We start from the raw sequence: 16801 nt of genomic DNA, 5'->3' as shown, positions 1-16801 counted from the left end.
AAGCGAGTCCGTAGCGAGAAACCGCAGGAGGAAAGCCATCAAAGCGTTACATTGCCCCAGCTCAAGTTGAACCACTGGTAAGGAAAGTTGGTAGGAATGGTCAGCGGTGAGAGCCGTTGGGAGAAGCGGGAACGCATCCGCACCCACCTCCTCGACCTGGTCGAGGAGACCGGGCCCGGCCGCCCCCTCCCGGGCGAACGGCAGCTGTGCGAGGAACTCGGGGTCTCCCGCCCCACCCTGCGCGCGGTGGTCGACGACTTCGTCCGTGACGGTCTGCTGGTGCGGGAGCACGGGCGCGGTGTGTTCGTCGCCCGCGCCAAGGTCGCCCAGCACCTCAGCGGGGCCGCCCCCGGGCAGGCACCGGGCCTGGGTGTCGGCGGCGTGGACGGTACTTGGGCCAGCCGCACCCTGGACTTCAAGACCGTCGCCGCGGGCCCCCGGATCGGCCGCAGGCTGGGCATCGCGCCCAGCGAGGAGATCCTGCGGATCATCCGGCTGCGCACGGTGGACGGCGACCCGATGTGTGTGGAGACCCTGCATGTGCCGCACGCGCTGGTCCCCGGACTGACCGCCCGCGACCTGGAGACCGACTCCTTCTACCGGCTGCTGGGCCGGCGCTACGAGATCCTGCTGACCGACGCCGCGCAGAGCATCGAACCGACCGTGGTCGACGAGTGGGAGGCCGAACTCCTCGGCGTCTCCGTGCACACGCCCGCCCTGCTCTTCGAACGGGCGGCCAGGGACGCGGCGGGCCGGGTCGTGGAGTTCACCCGCTCCGTCTACCGGGGCGACCGCTACCGCATCTTCACCAGGCTGTCGCTGGCGGCCCAGCCCGACGGCGGACGCGTCGTCGACGGCTCCTGGTCGGCGGCCACCACCGTCCCCGGCGCCGACACCCTGGTCTTCGACCCCTACTGGAGCAACTAGCCACCTGCGCCCACCAGTTCACCGCGCCGGTCATCCGGCCGACGCGGCGATCCCGCACGCCGTCTCCAGCCGAAAGGCACGCCCCTCCCCACCAGAAAGGACCGCTCATGTTCCGTCACGCACTCACCGTGACCGGCGTCGTGGCCTGCACGGTCACCACGCTGCTCGCCTGTACGGCCTCGGTCCCGGCCGACACCACCGCCTCCTCCTCCGGTTCCACCACCACCGCCGCCTCCGCCTCCGCGACCTCGGGCGTCCAGCTCCAGACCTGGCTCTACCCCGGGTCGACCGGCGACTCCACCTGCACCGCCAAGAGCGAGTACGCCGACAACAGGGTGAAGAACGGCGCCCTCAACCCCGAGTACTGGTCGGTCCAGAGCAACGGCTCGGTGAAGCTGGAGACCACCGCCGACGGCAGCTGCAACACCTACAGCGCGGCCAACGTCGCCGACCTCAAGGCCCACTCGGCGTACCAGTACCCGACGCTCTCCGGCATGACCACCGCCGACGTGCACGCCCTGGTCAGCACCAGCAGCACCCGTACGGCCGCCGTCACCAAGGTCACCTCCCTCGTCAGCGACGCCGGGCTCAGCGGCGTCGACGTCGACCTGGAGGACTACTGGTCCTGGAGCACCGCCGACTTCACCAACTACAAAACGTTCCTCAAGCAGTTGGCCACCGCCCTGCACGCCAAGGGCAAGCGCCTCCAGGTCGACGCACCGGCCATGACCGAGGACGCCTCGTTCTACGACTACGCCGCCGTGGCCGCCACCGGCGCCGACGACGTGGTGATCATGGCCTACGACGAGGAGTTCGACACCGCGTCCGGCGCCCGCTGCCTGCCCATCAGCCCCTACGACTGGCTGAAGAAGGTCACCCAGTACGCGCAGAGCAAGATCCCCGACCCCAGCCGCCTGATCATCGGCGTGCCCTCCTACGGCTACAGCGCGCCCGACCCGTGCGACCTCAACTCCGTTACGGGCAACATCCAGTTCAGCAACATGAAGAAGAGCCCCGGCTTCTCCTCCAACCCGGCGACCATAGAGAGCCGCCGCGACGCCTCCTCCGGCGAGATCCGCTGGGTCTCCGGCGGCGTCCTCTACGACTACGTCGACAGCGTCGCCATGGACCGCAAGCTGGCGGTCCTCAAGGGACTTGGCGTCACCAAGGTCTCGGTGTGGTCGCTGGGTGGCGGGAACCCCTGGTTCTCCAACTGACCGACCCGTACTGACGCGGCGGGCACCTCTAGGTGTCCGCCGCGTCAACTCGCCTTACTTGGTGGGCGTGTTGAGCACGTGATCGCGCGAGGCGCTGACCTCGGCGCGCAGCTCGGGAAGGTTCACGTCGAGCACCTGACCGTCCCACTTACGGGGCTGCCCGTCGACGAACACGGCGGTGATGTTGCGTGCGTCGGAGCCCAACACCAGTGTCCCGATCGGGTCGTTGAGGGGCATGTTGTTGAGGTCCTCGGCCTGTACGACCAACAGGTCCGCCTTCTTGCCGACGGTCAGGGAACCGGTGACGTCGCCGAGGCCGTTGGTCCGGGCGCCCTGGAGGGTGGCGAAGTCGAGGACGTCGTGCGCGGTGATGCGGGAGGGCTCGCCACCGGTGCCGTAGGCGGCGTTGACGGCACGCATCCGCTGGATCGCGAGCAGGGCCCGCATCTGGGTGAACAGGTCGCTGGCGAGGGCGACTTCGACATCGATGCTCAGCCCGGGGCGGATGCCGACAGCAAGGGCCTCGTCCACCGCGGGGATCGCCGTCTCCAGGCCGATCTGCGCGTCCGAGGTGGGCGCGAGGGCGACCGTCGTACCGGACTCCCCCATCACCTTCCACGCCTCGGTGCTCAGCCCCGTGGAGTGGATCAGGGTGACGTCCGGCCCGAGGATGCCCTGCTCGGCCCAGGACAGTACGGCCTGCGACCCGGAGGCACCGAAGACCGCGTCGACGCTGACACCGATGCCCAAGTCGGCTGCGGTGCGGGCGAGTTCGGGGCCGTAGGCGAGGGCGGGTCCGGCGATCTCGTCGGTGGCCAGGGTCGCCAGGCGCAGGGTGAGGAGCTGATCGTCGCTGCTGAAGTACTGGTCCTTGAGACGGTTCAGGTCAGCCGGCCACTGGCGGTCCCAGTCCCCGAAGTGCGGGCCCATGGAGGCGTGGACGCCACGGATGCCGGTGTCCCGGAGAGCCTCGATCGCCGCGTCGGAGTGTTCGCGGGTACGGGAGTTGTGCGAGAAGTCGAGCATGGTGGTGATGCCGCTGTCGAGCGCGGTGAGCGACGCGAGTCTGGTGCCGATGTACATGTCCTCGGGCCGGTAGACGGTGGCGTAACCCGCGAGCGTGGCCATCACATAACCGCCGAGGTCGTCGACGTCGGGCATGATCCGCCGCAACTGGGCTTCCCAGGCGTGCCGGTGGGTGTCGACGAGACCGGGCGCGAGGATCGTGCCGGAGGCGTCTACGACCACCGCGCCCTCCGCGGACAGGTCCGGCCCGATCGCGGCGATGGTGTTGCCCTCGATGAGCAAGTCGCCCTTCAGGGTGCCCAGTTCGGGGTCCATGGTGACGATGGTCGCGCCGGTGAACAGGATGCGGCGACGCGGATCGGCGGACTGGCGGCGGAGTTGGCCGAGAAGGCCGGCGCTGGTGGTGTCGTTGGCGTTCATGAGAGCCCCTTTTCGGATGACGTCGGTGACGTCGGATGAGGTCAGGTGAAGTGAGGTGAGTTCGGGTGGTGTGCGGTCCAAGATTCGATCCGCGTCCGTACGGCAACCAGGCCGCCGCTTCCCTAGGTGCGCCGCACCCAGGACGGCCGCCCGGGCTCAGGGCCTCCCGAGCCGGATCTCCTCCACGTCGAGCACTTCCTGGACCGCCCGCAGGACGATGTCGTCGATACGGCCGCTGTCGCGCAGGTCGGTGAGGGTGTCGCGTTTGACCTGGAGCAGGGCGAGTTGGAGGCGCCGTACGCTCTCGCGGCGGTGCGCGGAGCCGGGTGCGGGGGCCGTGCGGTCCTCGATGTCCTGGACCATGCGCAGGGTGTCCTCCTCGGCGACCCCGAACCGCTCGGCCAGCGCCGGCATCGCGTCCAGTGCGGCGCTGCTCAACCGGCAGCGGGCGAGGGTGAGTTCGGCGCTCTTGTCCTCGTCGGCCGGGAAACGGGCCCGGCGGACCATGGCCGGCAGAGTGGGCCCGAGGAACGTGAGGGTGACGACGATGACGACCGCGGTGATGAACACGACGGCGTCCCGCTGCCCGACGATGCGCCCCTCGGCGGTCGTGGCGGGCACGGTCAGCGCGGCGGCCAGCGAGATGGCGCCGCGCATCCCCGCCCAGGCCAGCGGCAGCCGTTGCGGGGCGGTGATCCGGCGGTCCCGCTGCTGGGGGCGCCGGTCCAGGAGCCTGACCAGATAGGGCACCGAGTAGAACCAGAGCAGCCGGGTCCCGAGCACCGCGACACTCACCGCGAGGGCGGCGGCCGTTGCCTGCACCAGGGACACGGACGTCAACGCCCGGATGGCGGCGGGCAGTTGGATGCCGACGAGGACGAACAGGGCGCCATTCAGCAGATAACTCGCCACCTCCCAGAAGGCGACGGCCTGGATACGGGCCTCGGACCCGATGACCCGCGGCCCGAACCAGGCGGACACGAGACCGCAGACGACGACCGCCAACACACCGGACACGTGCAGGAGTTCGGCCGGCAGATAGGCGAGGAACGGGGTCGCGACACTCAGCACGCTGTGCAGCAGCGGCTCGGGCAGCCGACGCCTGACCGGGATGAGGAGCAGAGCGACCGCCGCGCCGATCAGGATGCCGCCGCCGTAGGACGCGACGAAGGCGAGGGCCGTGCCGGACCAGGAGAAGGAGTGCTCGTCGGTGACGACGTCGATGGTCACGGCGAGCAGGACCAGCGCGGTCCCGTCGTTGAGGAGGCTCTCGGTGCGCAGCACGGTCAGGATGCGGCGCGGCATGGCCTTGGCGACCGCGGCGACGGCAGCCGCGTCCGTCGGAGCGAGGACGGCACCGAGGACGAAGGCGATCGGCCAGCCGTAGCCCAGCGCGTGGGCCACGACGGCGACCGCGACGGCGGTGGCGAGGACCAGCCCGGTGGACTGGAGGGCGATGCTGCGGAAGTTGTCGCGGATCTCCCGCACCGAGGAGGTCAGCGCCTCCCAGTACAGCAGCGCGGGCAGGAAGAGGAACAGGACGACGTCCGGGGACAGCGCGAACGACGAGAAGGACGGGGTGAGCCCCACGAGACACCCCACGGCGAGCAGCAGCAGGGGTTCGCTCAGGTCCGTGCGCCGTGACAGCCAGCCCATCAGCAGGACGGCGGCCGCGACGACGACGATCAGTTCGAGGCTGTCCATGGCCGTGCCGGGTTACGCGCGGTACAGGACGAGGTGCTCGTGGAAGAGCACGCCGTCCCGGACGTCACCGGTGGCGGTGAAGCCGGTGTCGTCGACGTAGTCGATGTGGTCGCCGGTGACGGTGTAGTTGCCGGTGTAGGCGCTTGGCCGGTTCCCGCGGGCCTCGTCGTAGCGGCCGTTCGGGAGGAGTTCCTGCCGGATGTGCCCGTCGGCGGTCACCCACATGCCGACAAAGGGGTGCGGTGCTGCGTTCGTGTTCATGGCTCCACCGTCGCGTTCCCGCGCGGGGGTAACCAGGCCACACCTCTCCTGGGTGTCCGGCACCCACCTTCAAGTCTTCGTTCAGGTAGGGCGGCACTCCGAGGTGGGCAGGACCGGTCCAATGGCGGCGTCGAAGGCGTGGGTCACTTCGGGGGCGGTGCCGGGCAGGAGCAGCGCGCGGGCGCGATCCTCGAAGCTCCGGTCGGTCGTGGTGAGCCGGTTGTGGTGCTGGGCGAGGTGTTCGGACCAGGAGCCGAGGAGGTAGTTCTCGATGAACCGGCCGGGTTCGTTGCCGTCCTGGAAGAGGCCCCAGGTGATGGCGCCGGTACGGCGGCGGGACTGGGCGACACGGTCCATGGCGTCGATGAACGCCGCGCTGTCGTCCGGCGCGACGCGGTACACGACGGAGACCAGCACCGGGCCGTCGGAGGGGCCGGGCACGAAGACCAACGGCGGGGTCGGCCAGTGGTCGGAGAGCGTCGGATCGATGCCCTCCATGCCGTAGAGCCGCCATCGGTAGAGGCTGAGCGCGCTGAGCAGCATGGCGGCGGCGCCGATGAGGAGGGCGGTGGTCAGGCCGAGCCATTGCACCAGGGCGCCCCAGACGGGAGCGGCGACGGCCTGGCCGCCCTGGAAGACGAGAAGGTAGACGGCGAGGCCGCGGGCTCGGACCCAGCCCGGGAGCCGGGTCTGTATCGCCGCGTTGAGGGTGGACAGGACGCCGATCCAGGCCACTCCGGCGGGCAGCAGCGCGAGGACCACGACCCAGGTGACGTGCACGGTGGCGAGGACCAGGAGGACGAGCGCGAACATGACGGCACCCGCCGCCAAGATGCCGTTGATACCCAGGTGTTGGCGCAGCCACGGCAGAGTGAACGCCCCCGCCACCGCGCCGCCCCCGACCGCGCCGAGCAGCAGGCCGTAGCCGCCCGATCCCAGTCCGAGGGAGTCGGCGGCGATGAGCGGGAGCAGCGACCAGAGCGCCGCCGCGCCGGGGATGAACAGGGCGGTGCGCAGCAGGACGCGGCGGATGCCTGGAGCGTTCCAAACGTAGCGGCGGCCCGCGTACAGAGCGGTCAGCAGCCGTTCCCGCTCGGCGGCGGGCACGGTGGTCTTCGGGCGGTGCCACAGCACCAGTACGGCGGCGATCCCGAGGAACGACACCGCGTTGAAGCCGAACACCCACCCCGCACCGGCCGCCGCGACCACGACACCGCCGAGCGCCGGGCCGACCGCACGCGCGAGGTTCATGTTCACCGCGCCCAGCGCGGACGCCTGCCCCAACTGCTCCCGCTCCACCAGCTCCGGCTGGATGGCCTGCCACGACGGCCCCATCAGGGCGGTCCCGCAGCCGAGGAGGAAGGTGAGCGCCAGCAGGGGTACGGCGGACAGCGCGTCCGCGAAGGCCAGCACGGTCAGCACCGCCGACACGGCGAACATCGCGACCTGCGCCGCCAGCAGCAGCCCGCGCCGGTCGAACCGGTCCGCGAGCACACCCGAGGGCAGAGCCAGCAGCACGATCGGCAGACTCGACGCCGTCTGGACCAGCGTCACCATGGTCGCCCCGTGCCCGAGCAACAGCCACTGTGCACCGACCGTCTGCATCCAGGTGCCGATGTTCGACACGAACTGGGCGATCCACAGCGCCCGGAACACGGGCCGTCCCAAGGGCGCCCAGGCCGAGGCGGACCGCGCGCTGTTCCCCGTCGTCGTACTCGCGCTCATGCTGGTGCTCCCGGAGCGAGGTGTGCGGTCGGTCGGTCGGTCGGTCGGTCGGTCGGTCGGTCGGTCGGTCGGTCGGTCGGTCGGTCGGTCGAGAAGAAGGTACGGCAGCTCGGTGCGGGTCGGGCCACCAAGCCGCCGTAAAACCGGACCGGCCGCGGGACCGACCGTGGGACCCGCTGCGGGACCGGTCCAACGGCCTGTCCGGCGGCCGGTCAGAAGCAGCCGTCGAGCGGGTCGAGCGCGCCGCCGACCTGGTGCGGCACCTGCGGTACGCGCTCGAAGTCGCCGCGCCCTTCGCGCCAGGCACGCTGCTCCTCGGAGTCGGCGGCGGCGTCCACGAAGGCGCGGGCCTGCCGGGTGCCCGATGCCGCTGACGCCCCGGTCACCCCTGTTGCCTCTGTCCTCTCTGTCCTCGCCTGGAATCCGCCGAAGCGGGCCACCGGGCTCCAGGCGGGGCTGATCTCCGGCAGCGGGGCGGCGATGTTCTCGTAGTCGCCCGCCGCGTACACGACCTTGCCGCCGGCCACGGTCACCAGGGCCTCGATACGGTCGATGTCCTCGTCGGCGACGGAGAAGTAGTCGGCGGACAGCACGGCCAGGTCGCCGTACTTGCCCTCGGTGATGGTGCCCTTCAGGTCGGCCTCGCCGGTGAGTTGGGCGCCCGCGCTGGTGTACATCTCCAGGGCGGTGGAACGGTCCACGCGGTTCTCGGCCGGGTAGAGGAGGGTGTCGCCGACGGTGCGGCCGGTGACCAGCCAGGACAGGGACAACCAGGGGTTGTAGCTGGAGACGCGGGTGGCGTCGGTACCGGCGGCGACCAGCAGACCGGTGTCGCGCATGGCGCGGATCGGGGGCGCGGTCGCGGCGCGCTCGGCGCCGTAGCGGTCGATGAAGGCCTTGCCCTGGAACATCATGCGGTTCTGCACGGAGACCGCGCCGCCGAGGGCTTTGATCCGGTCCAGACTGCTCTGGCTGACGGTCTCGGCGTGGTCGAACAACCACCGTGTCCCGTCCGGGAATCCGCCGTCCGCGGAGATCTTCTCGAAGACGTCGAGGTCCTGGCGGATCGTCTCGTCGTAGGTGGCGTGGAGCCGGAAACCCCAGCCGTTGTCGAGCAGCAGCCGGGCGGCCGCGTCGAGGTCTTCCCTTGCGCGGACGGTGAGTTGGGGGCGGGGCTCGGCGAAGTTCTCGAAGTCGGCCGGGGACCAGGCGAGGTTCTCGCCGGCGCCGTTGCAGCGCAGCCATTCGTCGCCGTCGCCGGGGCTGACCATGCCGATCCAGCGGCGCAGGTCGTCGAGTTCCTGCCCGGCGGTCTGCGGGAAGAGGTGGTAGGCGATACGGACGGTCAACTCGCCGCGCTCCGCGAGCTCGGTGACGGCCGCGTAGTTGTCGGGGAAGTTCTGGAAACCGCCTGCCGCGTCGATGGCGCTGGTGATGCCGAAGCGGTTCAGTTCGCGCAAGTAGTGCCGGGTGGAGCCGAGTTGATCCTCAGGAGCGAGGATCGGGCCCTTGGCGAGGGTGGAGTAGAGCAGTCCGGCGGCGGGCGCGGCCAGCAGCACACCGGTGGGGTTGCCCGCGAAGTCACGGACGATCTCGCCGCCGGGCGGATTCGGCGAGTCCCGCGTGAAGCCGACGGCCTCCAGCGCGGCCCGGTTGAGGATCGCCGACTGGTACAAGTGCAGGACGAACACAGGGGTGTCGGGGGCGGCGGCGTTCAACTCGGACACGGTCGGCAGCCGCTTCTCCGCGAACTGTTCCCCGGTCCACCCTCCAACCACCCGCACCCACTGCCCAGTTGGCGTGCGTTCGGCCTGTTCCCGCAGCATCCGCAGGGCGGTCCGCAGCGACCGTACGCCGTCCCAGCGCAGTTCGAGCAGATAGTTCAACCCGCCCCGGATGACGTGCAGATGGGAGTCGTTGAGCCCGGGGATCACCCGCCGGCCGAGCGCGTCCACGACGCGAGTGGCGGGGCCGATGTGCGGGGCGACGGTCGCGTCATCTCCTACGGCGGTGAAGACACCGTCGGTGATGGCCACGGCGGACGCGGCGGGGCGTGCGGGGTCACCGGTGTGGACACGGGCGTTGCGGACGACGAGCTGCGCGGGGTGCTGGACTCCGTCGTAGGGACGTATGCCACCCACGGGCATGGTGCCCACAGGCATGGTGCTGCTGGACATGGAAGCTCCTTGGAGCAGGAAAGGCGAGGGGAGGGAGGGGAGGCCGGAGGAGGCCTCGGCGTCGGTCGTCCGGCGACACTCCCGACGCTAGGTCTGCGACAATGGATCGGTCCAACACATGGTTCTGCTTGCATCGATCGCCGAAGCAGCTGGATGGAAGGACGGGCGCGGGATGGACCTGAGGCACCTGAAGTACTTCCTCGCCGTCGCCGAGACCCGTAACTTCACCCAGGCCGCGGCCAGTTGCTACGTCGCCCAGTCCGCCCTGAGCCAGCAGATCGCCCGGCTGGAGAAGGACGTGGGCGCCCAGTTGTTCAGCCGCACCAGCCGTTCCGTACGGTTGACGGCCGCCGGGGAACTCCTCGAACCGCTGGCCCGCCGCATCCTCGCCGACGTCGACACCGCCAAGGCCGCGCTCGACGCCCTGTCCGGACTGCGGCGCGGGCGGCTGCGCCTCGGCCTCGTGCAGACGCGGGCCTCCTCGGTCGACCTGGTCGAGGTGATGGCCGACTACCACGCCCGCTACCCGGGCATCGACTTCCATGTGACCAACGCGCCCAGCGTGGAGATGGCCGCCGCGGTGCTGGCCGGTGACCTCGACATCGCCATCGTCGGCCTGGGCCCACGCCAGATCCCGGACGGGCTCGACCACCAGGTCCTGGCGGCCGACCCTCTCGTCCTGATCGTGCCGGCCGACCACGCGCTGGCCGACCGCGAGGCCGTGGACCTGGCCGATCTGCCGGAGAGCCACCAGCTCATCCAGTTCACCCGGGGCAGCGGCCTCCGTCGCCAGGTGGAGGCCGCGTTCGCCCGCGCCGGAGTGGAACCCGGCCAGCACTTCCAGGTCGGCCAGATACAGGACATGATCCGGCTGGCGGCCCGGGGCATCGGCGTGACGGTCGTACCGCGCTCGTCGGTGTTCCTCGACCCCGTTCCGGACCAGAACCCCCCGGACAAGAACCCCCCTGACACCAAGGACGCCCTGCCGTACGGCGCCCGCGCGCTGCGTATCGCGGACGAGGCGGCCGTGCACACCATCTGCGCGGTCCACGACAGCAAGCGGCTGGCACCGGCCGCGGCGGCGTTCCTCGAAGTGGTGGAGCGGCACGCGATCAGGGACCGGGCCGATGGACCGGTCCAGGAAGCCGATCGATCGGTTCAGAAGGCTGATCGATCGGTTTAGGAGATAGCTGCACCCGCATCCATATGTTGGACGTACCGCTCCCATGGCGCGACGCTCGGAAGAGAAAACGGAACCGGAACCGGAAGGGGAAGCCGGGAGACCGGGTGACGTCCAGCGAATGGGAGCAATGCCATGTCTGCCGTACTGCGCGACGCGTGGACCACGGTCGTCCCCGACATGGAGGACCGGCACGGCCCGCTCCCTCCCCTGATGCTCGCGCTGACCGTGGTGACCGGGCTCGTGGACGCCTTCAGCTATCTCGTCCTGGGCCATGTCTTCGTCGCCAACATGACCGGCAACGTCGTCTTCTCGGGCTTCGCGATCGCCGGCGCGGCCGGCTTCTCCCTGGTCGCCTCCCTCGCCGCACTGGCCGCGTTCGCCCTCGGCGCGCTGCTCGGCGGACGGCTCGCGCACGGGGCCGGCGCCCACCGAGGACGGGTCCTGCACCTGGCGCTGCTGCTGGAGACGACCCTGGTCCTGGCGGCGTACGTGGTCGCCCAGGTCACGGACACCTCGCACGTGACCACGGCTGTCCAGTACTCCTTGATCGCCCTCCTCGGCCTGGCGATGGGCGTGCAGAACGCCACCGCCCGCGCCCTGGCCGTGCCCGACCTGACCACGACCGTGCTGACGCTCACCATCACCGGGGTCGCCGCGGACAGCCGCCTCGCGGGCGGCAAGGGCAGCAAGGTGGGCCGTCGCGTGCTCTCGGCCGCGGCGATGTTCGCCGGCGGTCTGGCCGGTGCGGTCGCGGTCGAACACGGCGGCCGGGCGCTGCCCCTGCTGTTCGCCGCGGTGCTGCTGGTGGCGGCCTCGATGACCGCGTTCGTACTGACGCGCTCGGACGCTTCATGGACGAAGCCACTGTGACCAGAGCATCCATGAAGGCAGGCGCCGTGAAGGGCGCGTCCGCAACTCCCCCGTGGCGGCGCACACTTCACTCCGCGCTCCTCGAACTCGCCCTCACAGCGGCCATGTTGTTCGTCGTGGCCACCACGGTCCGCTGGCTGCTGGGCACCCTCGACCCGGCGAACGGCGGCTGGTGGAACACCCCGGAGGGCAGACTGCTCGCGGTCGCCCCGCTCTCCGGCTGCACGGTCACCGCCGTCATGCTCTCCCCCTGGGGCAAGGTGACCGGCGGCCACATCAACCCGGCGATCACCCTCGCGATGTGGCGCTACGGCCGTACCCCGGGCCGCGATGTCGTGCCGTTCATCGCCGGTCAACTGGTCGGATCGCTGCTCGGCATCGCGGCCGGACGGCTGGTCTGGGGCCCGGTGTTCGCCTCCCCGGCCGTGGACTTCGCCGTCATCCGCCCTGCTCCCGGCTGGAGTTGGGCCGTAGTCGCCATGATCGAGACCGCCACGATGTTCGTCATCGTCGCCGTCGCCGGAATCAGCGTCTCCAGCCGCCGACTTGGCCCCTTCACCCCCTGGGCGGTCGGCACGATGATCGCCGCCCAGATCATCGCGTTCGGCACCCTGTCCGGCGGAATCGCCAACCCGGCAAGGGAGTTCGGCCCGGCGGTGTTCGCCGGGGCACCCTCGCTCCTGCCCGTCTATCTGCTCGCCCCGCCGCTCGGCGCGCTCGCGGCGACGGTCGTGGTCAACGGGATCAACTCCCGCCGTCGCACGACCGCACCGGTACCGGCACCGGCCGCGAAGGAACCGGCGCCGACCTCCCAGCCGTAGCCGAAGCTCTTGCCGCGCTCTTCCTCGGTGGCGGCGGCACGGCCACAATGGACGCCCGATGTCGGTGCGTCCGCGCCCCGGGAGGTCCCTTATGGCGTCGCAACCCGTGCCTCGGCGGAAGGCCGGTTCGGTGGATCGCGGGTCCGGGCCGCTTCCTGTTCCGGGACGCGCCGCGGAGGTGGATGCTCCGGTGCACGATGCCGGGACGCTCCGGTTGGTCGAACGGCCCGGCCGCGAGTACTGGTGGCGTCAGCTGAGCACGGCGGCCCGCGACCGGATGGTGACCAGGACCGGTCCAATCGTCGAGTGGTGGGCGTACTGCCATCCCACGGACCACGAACGCCCGTATGCGGTGGTGTTCGGTGAACGGGGTCTCGCGGTGGCCACGCCGACCGTCAACGACCAGGGCGGACCCGCGCAGTCGATCACGGTCCTGCCGTTCGTACCGTCGTCGTTGCGGCACGCGATGGTCGTGCAGAAGCCGAGACGGCCGCGCTCCGGTCGTCCCGCGTTGCCGGGCGGCGACGAGCCGCAGGGCTACGACGCGGAACTGCCGCTGCCGGAGCGCTTACGCGGATTTCTCGGCAATCTGCCCGTGGAGGCACAGGCACGGTTGCAGCGGCCGTTCGTCAACGGCGACACGTTCGCCCGGGGGAACCACTTCTACTCCGGGAACGAAGACGAGTTGGACGTCTGGTGCTACCTGGCCGGGCGCCGGTGGGTGACCTTCGTGTCGGGGCACGGCTCGGGTCTGTCCGGTCCCGCGCACCGCGCGTCGTGGCGGCTGATCTGCCGGCAGGCCGAGGTCGCGGCGCGGTGACCGCGGCGGACGAACCGGATTTCTACGCGGTGCTCGGCATCCCGGCCGATGCCACCAGGGCCGAGATCGTGCGCGCGTTCCGCCGCAGGGCCCTGACCCACCACCCCGACCGTGGCGGCGACACGGAAGCCTTCCAGGACGCGCGCCGAGCCTACGAGACGCTCTCCGACCCGGTGCGGCGCAAGGTGTACGACCGCCGTCGCGCGGCCCCGCCGCGCAGCGCGCCCAGAGCCTCCGCCGAACCGCCGCCGGCAGCCGACCCCTTCGAGTGGGCCTCCGGTGCCGGCCCCCGCACGGGTGGCCGCTCGGGGCCCGCCCGTGACCAGGGGGTGTACGCCGTTTCCTTCCCGGCGCACGATCCGGAGTCCTCGTGGCGGCGGGCCGACCGGTTCGCCTGGTGGCGGCCCGTCGACGAACCGCGGCCGAGGCGACGCCGACGCTGACCCGCTTCGGGCCGACGCCGACCCGCTTCGGTCACCGGCAGTCCGCTGCCACGATCCCGGAGCCCTTCCCCTTCGCCGGTACCAACAGCATCTGTCCCACGGTGAGTTCGGTTCGCTTGCCCATGTCGTTGCGTTCCTGCAGGTCCTCGACGGTCGTGCCGTACTCGCAGGCGATGGCGGAGAGCGTGTCACCGCGTGCGACGAAATGGATGTGGACGTAGAGGGAGGGCGTCGGCCGCAGGATGGGGTCGGTCATGATCGGCACAGGAAACCGCGCGGTGTAGCTCGGCGTCGGCCCGAGATCGGGGTAGCTCGGCCACGCCGTGTACTGCGAGGCTGCCGCCGTCGGCAGTCGGTAGGACTGCGTGTAGGGCTCGGAGGAGTCGGAGCCGAACAGGGCGATCCCCCACACCGCGCCCGCTACGGCCATGGCCCCCATGGTCACCTTGCCGACCGTGCGTTGCCGCGCGAGTTCCTGGACGACCAGGTTCGGCGCGCTCCTGGTACTCCGCCGGGCCGTTGTCGGGCCGGCCGGTGCGGCCACGGTACGCAGGGCCAGAGGGACCGGTGCCTCGATGTTCAGGCCGAGGCGCGCGAGTTCGCCGCGCAGGGCCGGCACCGCCGCCTGGTCGCGTGCGGCGGCCGCGACGAGGTCGTCCAGGCGCCCGCGCGGGTCGCGGGGACAGTCCAGGAGGTAGCCCTGGGTCCAGCTGAGCACCCAGCGCGCGCGGCCCGCGCCGGCCAGCGCCTGCCCGGTCAGCGCGTACAGGGCCTCGGTGAGCTGTTCCTCGGGCTCGGGTGCGTCGGTGAGACGGCGGATCAGCGCTGTCTGCTCCCCTCGTTCCAGCTGGCCGAGAACAGTGGCGAGCGTGGGGCGCGCGAGCGCGTGGGTGTCGCTCGCCGCGTCGAGCAGGAGGCTCGCGAGTTCGATGGCGAACGCCTCGGCGGCCAGGTCGGCCCACACCGCCCGGGGCAGTGCCGTCGCCGAGTGCCCGCTTTCGCCGAGCATCTTGCGCTGCACGCGGGTCACCGGTGACGTGTCCGCGATCAGCGGGCCGTCCTCGACGACGGTCCTCGGGGGCGTGGCGGGCCGCGCCTCGATCAGGGCCAGCCGTCGGGCCAGCGGTGGGTGGGAGTCCAGCGGGGAACGGTCCAACTCGACCGGGTGTGCGCGCAGTTCGGCCATCCGTTCGCGCACCGGCGGGTCGCCCATCATGGCGGCGAACGCCTCGAACACGTCCTCGGGCACGAACCCGAGCCGCTGCACGGGCCGTAGATACCGGCTCTCGAACCCGGCCCAGGTGATGCCGAGCGCGTGGACGGCGCGCAGCGCCCGGGCGGTCACCTCGGGGCCGACCAGGGCTGCCGCCTCGGCATCCGCCTCCAGTTCCTGGCGTCGACGCACCGCCAGCGACAGCCGCAGATACATCCAGGCGTAGGCGCCGATCGCCGCCTGGTACAGCCAGGCGTACCCGACCCGGCCCTGGTCCGACTGTGCGGTCATGCGCAGCCGGAACAGGGTGGAGCGCAGCGACGCGGCCCCTCTGTAGGTGATCGCGCCGAACCGGGTGTGCCGGCCCGCGTAGTGGCCGAGTTCGTGGCAGAGCACGGCCCGCAGCTCCATGGGCTTGAGCCAGAGGAGCAACGGCACGCCCAGGTTCATGGTCCGCTCCCCGACCGCGAAACCGAGCAGCCGGGCGTCCTCCGACACCGACGCGTTGGCCTGCGACGTCAGGTAGATCCGGGTGGGCGGCCGGGTGTGCAGTTGCCCGGACAGTTCCTCGACCAGCCGCCACAGGCCGGGGGCGTGGGCGCGGCGCAGGAAGACTGCGTCGGGTGGGGGTTCCTCCGTGCGGCTCACGGTGCCTATTCCGTACAGCAGGGCGGAGGCCGCGGGGATGCTGCCGCCCAGCGCGAGGGACCAGTTGCCGGCCCGTGAGGGGAACTCGACCATCCCCCACAACGTGAGACCGACGAGTGCCGTGTCGGCCGCGAGGAGAGTGAATGCCACGACGTAGAACCCGGCGAGCATCCCCACGGCGAACAGCCCGCGCAACCACCCCAGGACAGTCGTCACCGGCTCTCTCCCCGTCTGCGGTCCAGCGCCGCCCGCGCCCGGGCGAGCCCCTCCGGGTCCGCCTCGAAAGCCGCCCGCAGCCATGCCTCCGCAGTGCGCAGGGCCAGGACGACGGGGTCCCGGCCGAGGCCGACGCGGCTCGCGTCCATGCGGCCCGGACCGGCCGGCTGCGGGCCGGACATGAACGGGTCGTGCCTGCTCGTGTCGTCCGCGGCCATGTCCAGCGCCTCCTTGAGCGTCCGGCGTGCCTTGGAGACGTTCGCGGCGACGCCGCCGCGCGTCATCCGCAGCGTCTTGGCGATCTCGTTCTGGGACCAGCCGTGCAGACAGAACAGCACCATCGTGACCCGCTGCCGCGGCGGCAGGGCGGCCAGCAGCCGCAGCGCCTCGCGCGCCTCCGCACTCTGTTGGGGGCTCGCCCGGACCGGCACCGGCAGATCCGGCAGCCGGTCCTGGCCCGTTCTGCGCCTGCGCTGGGCCTTCCACAGCCGCTGGACCGCGGCTCGGTACACCCACGCCTCGGGCAGCTCGTACCCGGCGATGCGGTCCCAGGCCCGGTAGGCCTCCAGGAACGCCTCCTGGGTGACGTCCTCGGCGTCCTCTCGGCTGCCGCAGAGCATGATCACCTGCGCCAGGACCCGGCCGTACGCGCACGCGAAGAAGGTCTCGAAGTCCCTTGGCCCCGGGGCCTGTTCGGCGCTCACCGGCGCTCCGCCCCGGCCGGCTCGACGACCGCCGCCGAACGCGCGATCAGTATCTCGCCGTCGGCGCGCGTGACCTCGACCGTGCCGCCGGGCCCGGCCGCCCGCACGACCGTGGCCAGCGCGTGCGCCCGCGCACGCTCCCGCACCGGCTGCGTCCACAGCACCGCCAGCGCGTACACCAACTGTGTACAGGCCGGCACCACGACCACCACCACAGGTTCGACAACCATCTCAGGGTCCCTTCCACAGGATCACAGCAGCGACACCCTGATACAGCCGCCAGTGCCCAACTGGTTTACCCCGGACGGGAATTATCGGTCCTGGACCCGGTGGCGTCCCGATGAGGCGGGTCCTCGCCGGACTCTCCCTTGGCGTGCTTCGGGATCACGAACGAGGGCCTGCCCGAGAAGATGAGAGAGATCTGAG

15 protein-coding genes are annotated in these 16801 nt (G+C 71.1%); 7 read left to right on the top strand and 8 right to left on the bottom strand.

Translation table 11 applies throughout. The features are described from left to right. Positions 1-96 precede the first annotated feature (96 nt). Positions 97-927 carry a GntR family transcriptional regulator gene (locus tag OG588_RS42370; RefSeq protein WP_360073055.1) on the top strand — a complete coding sequence of 277 codons (831 nt, stop codon included), beginning with the start codon at positions 97-99 and terminating at the stop codon, positions 925-927. A 107-nt stretch (positions 928-1034) separates the two neighbouring features. Continuing rightward, positions 1035-2144, top strand: coding sequence for a glycosyl hydrolase family 18 protein (locus OG588_RS42365; protein WP_405951884.1), 1110 nt, complete (start codon positions 1035-1037; stop codon positions 2142-2144). A gap of 54 nt (positions 2145-2198) precedes the next feature. On the opposite strand, the gene OG588_RS42360 is transcribed toward OG588_RS42365, so the two are convergent. The 5 genes from OG588_RS42360 to OG588_RS42340 all read right to left on the bottom strand — a co-directional run bounded on the left by OG588_RS42360 (position 2199) and on the right by OG588_RS42340 (position 9457). After that, positions 2199-3590: an amidohydrolase family protein gene (locus OG588_RS42360; RefSeq protein ID WP_405951883.1), complete on the bottom strand. Its 1392-nt coding sequence runs from the start codon at positions 3588-3590 to the stop codon at positions 2199-2201. A 156-nt stretch (positions 3591-3746) separates the two neighbouring features. After that, a complete protein-coding gene (locus tag OG588_RS42355) occupies positions 3747-5294 on the bottom strand; it encodes a Na+/H+ antiporter (protein ID WP_405951882.1) in 1548 nt (515 codons plus the stop codon). 12 nt (positions 5295-5306) lie between these two features. Beyond that, positions 5307-5555 (bottom strand): Atu4866 domain-containing protein, encoded by a 249-nt coding sequence (locus OG588_RS42350; RefSeq protein ID WP_405951881.1) that lies wholly within the window; start codon positions 5553-5555, stop codon positions 5307-5309. 81 nt (positions 5556-5636) lie between these two features. Then, positions 5637-7280: an MFS transporter gene (locus tag OG588_RS42345; protein WP_405951880.1), complete on the bottom strand. Its 1644-nt coding sequence runs from the start codon at positions 7278-7280 to the stop codon at positions 5637-5639. Positions 7281-7492: 212 nt separating this feature from the next. Further along, positions 7493-9457: an amidohydrolase gene (locus OG588_RS42340; protein ID WP_405951879.1), complete on the bottom strand. Its 1965-nt coding sequence runs from the start codon at positions 9455-9457 to the stop codon at positions 7493-7495. Positions 9458-9629: 172 nt separating this feature from the next. On the opposite strand from OG588_RS42340, the gene OG588_RS42335 reads away from it, so the two are divergent. From OG588_RS42335 to OG588_RS42315, 5 genes are all read left to right on the top strand, one after another. Further along, positions 9630-10640: a LysR family transcriptional regulator gene (locus OG588_RS42335; RefSeq protein ID WP_405951878.1), complete on the top strand. Its 1011-nt coding sequence runs from the start codon at positions 9630-9632 to the stop codon at positions 10638-10640. Positions 10641-10772: 132 nt separating this feature from the next. Continuing rightward, positions 10773-11510: a YoaK family protein gene (locus OG588_RS42330; protein WP_405951877.1), complete on the top strand. Its 738-nt coding sequence runs from the start codon at positions 10773-10775 to the stop codon at positions 11508-11510. Then, positions 11507-12331, top strand: a complete 825-nt coding sequence (locus tag OG588_RS42325) for an MIP/aquaporin family protein (protein ID WP_405951876.1) — start codon at positions 11507-11509, stop codon at positions 12329-12331. Before OG588_RS42330 ends, OG588_RS42325 begins: the two co-directional genes overlap by 4 nt. Before the next feature lie 190 nt (positions 12332-12521). Continuing rightward, a complete protein-coding gene (locus OG588_RS42320) occupies positions 12522-13151 on the top strand; it encodes a hypothetical protein (RefSeq protein WP_405951875.1) in 630 nt (209 codons plus the stop codon). After that, entirely contained in the window at positions 13148-13594 is a 447-nt protein-coding gene (locus tag OG588_RS42315; protein ID WP_405951874.1) for a J domain-containing protein, read from the top strand. Before OG588_RS42320 ends, OG588_RS42315 begins: the two co-directional genes overlap by 4 nt. A gap of 31 nt (positions 13595-13625) precedes the next feature. Here OG588_RS42315 and OG588_RS42310 read toward each other — a convergent pair whose 3' ends face one another. From OG588_RS42310 to OG588_RS42300, 3 genes are read right to left on the bottom strand one after another with little or no spacing between them, the layout of a single operon-like run. Further along, a complete protein-coding gene (locus OG588_RS42310) occupies positions 13626-15671 on the bottom strand; it encodes a M48 family metalloprotease (protein ID WP_405951873.1) in 2046 nt (681 codons plus the stop codon). Beyond that, complete coding sequence (locus OG588_RS42305) at positions 15668-16375, bottom strand: RNA polymerase sigma factor (protein WP_405951872.1); 708 nt, start codon at positions 16373-16375, stop codon at positions 15668-15670. Before OG588_RS42305 ends, OG588_RS42310 begins: the two co-directional genes overlap by 4 nt. Then, complete coding sequence (locus OG588_RS42300; RefSeq protein ID WP_405951871.1) at positions 16372-16605, bottom strand: hypothetical protein; 234 nt, start codon at positions 16603-16605, stop codon at positions 16372-16374. Before OG588_RS42300 ends, OG588_RS42305 begins: the two co-directional genes overlap by 4 nt. Between the last annotated feature and the right edge of the window lie 196 nt (positions 16606-16801).

Source organism: Streptomyces prunicolor (assembly GCF_045162825.1).
GTDB lineage: Bacteria > Actinomycetota > Actinomycetes > Streptomycetales > Streptomycetaceae > Streptomyces > Streptomyces prunicolor.
The sequence above is the reverse complement of the archived record's forward strand: the minus strand, read 5'-3'. Positions and strand labels throughout refer to the sequence as shown.

Coding starts and splice junctions, on each gene's coding strand:
- OG588_RS42360 (WP_405951883.1), bottom strand. CDS start 3,590: ATGAACGCCAACGACACCACCAGCGCCGGCCTTCTCGGCCAACTCCGC.
- OG588_RS42330 (WP_405951877.1), top strand. CDS start 10,773: ATGTCTGCCGTACTGCGCGACGCGTGGACCACGGTCGTCCCCGACATG.
- OG588_RS42350 (WP_405951881.1), bottom strand. CDS start 5,555: ATGAACACGAACGCAGCACCGCACCCCTTTGTCGGCATGTGGGTGACC.
- OG588_RS42300 (WP_405951871.1), bottom strand. CDS start 16,605: ATGGTTGTCGAACCTGTGGTGGTGGTCGTGGTGCCGGCCTGTACACAG.
- OG588_RS42345 (WP_405951880.1), bottom strand. CDS start 7,280: ATGAGCGCGAGTACGACGACGGGGAACAGCGCGCGGTCCGCCTCGGCC.
- OG588_RS42365 (WP_405951884.1), top strand. CDS start 1,035: ATGTTCCGTCACGCACTCACCGTGACCGGCGTCGTGGCCTGCACGGTC.
- OG588_RS42370 (WP_360073055.1), top strand. CDS start 97: ATGGTCAGCGGTGAGAGCCGTTGGGAGAAGCGGGAACGCATCCGCACC.
- OG588_RS42355 (WP_405951882.1), bottom strand. CDS start 5,294: ATGGACAGCCTCGAACTGATCGTCGTCGTCGCGGCCGCCGTCCTGCTG.
- OG588_RS42335 (WP_405951878.1), top strand. CDS start 9,630: ATGGACCTGAGGCACCTGAAGTACTTCCTCGCCGTCGCCGAGACCCGT.
- OG588_RS42340 (WP_405951879.1), bottom strand. CDS start 9,457: ATGTCCAGCAGCACCATGCCTGTGGGCACCATGCCCGTGGGTGGCATA.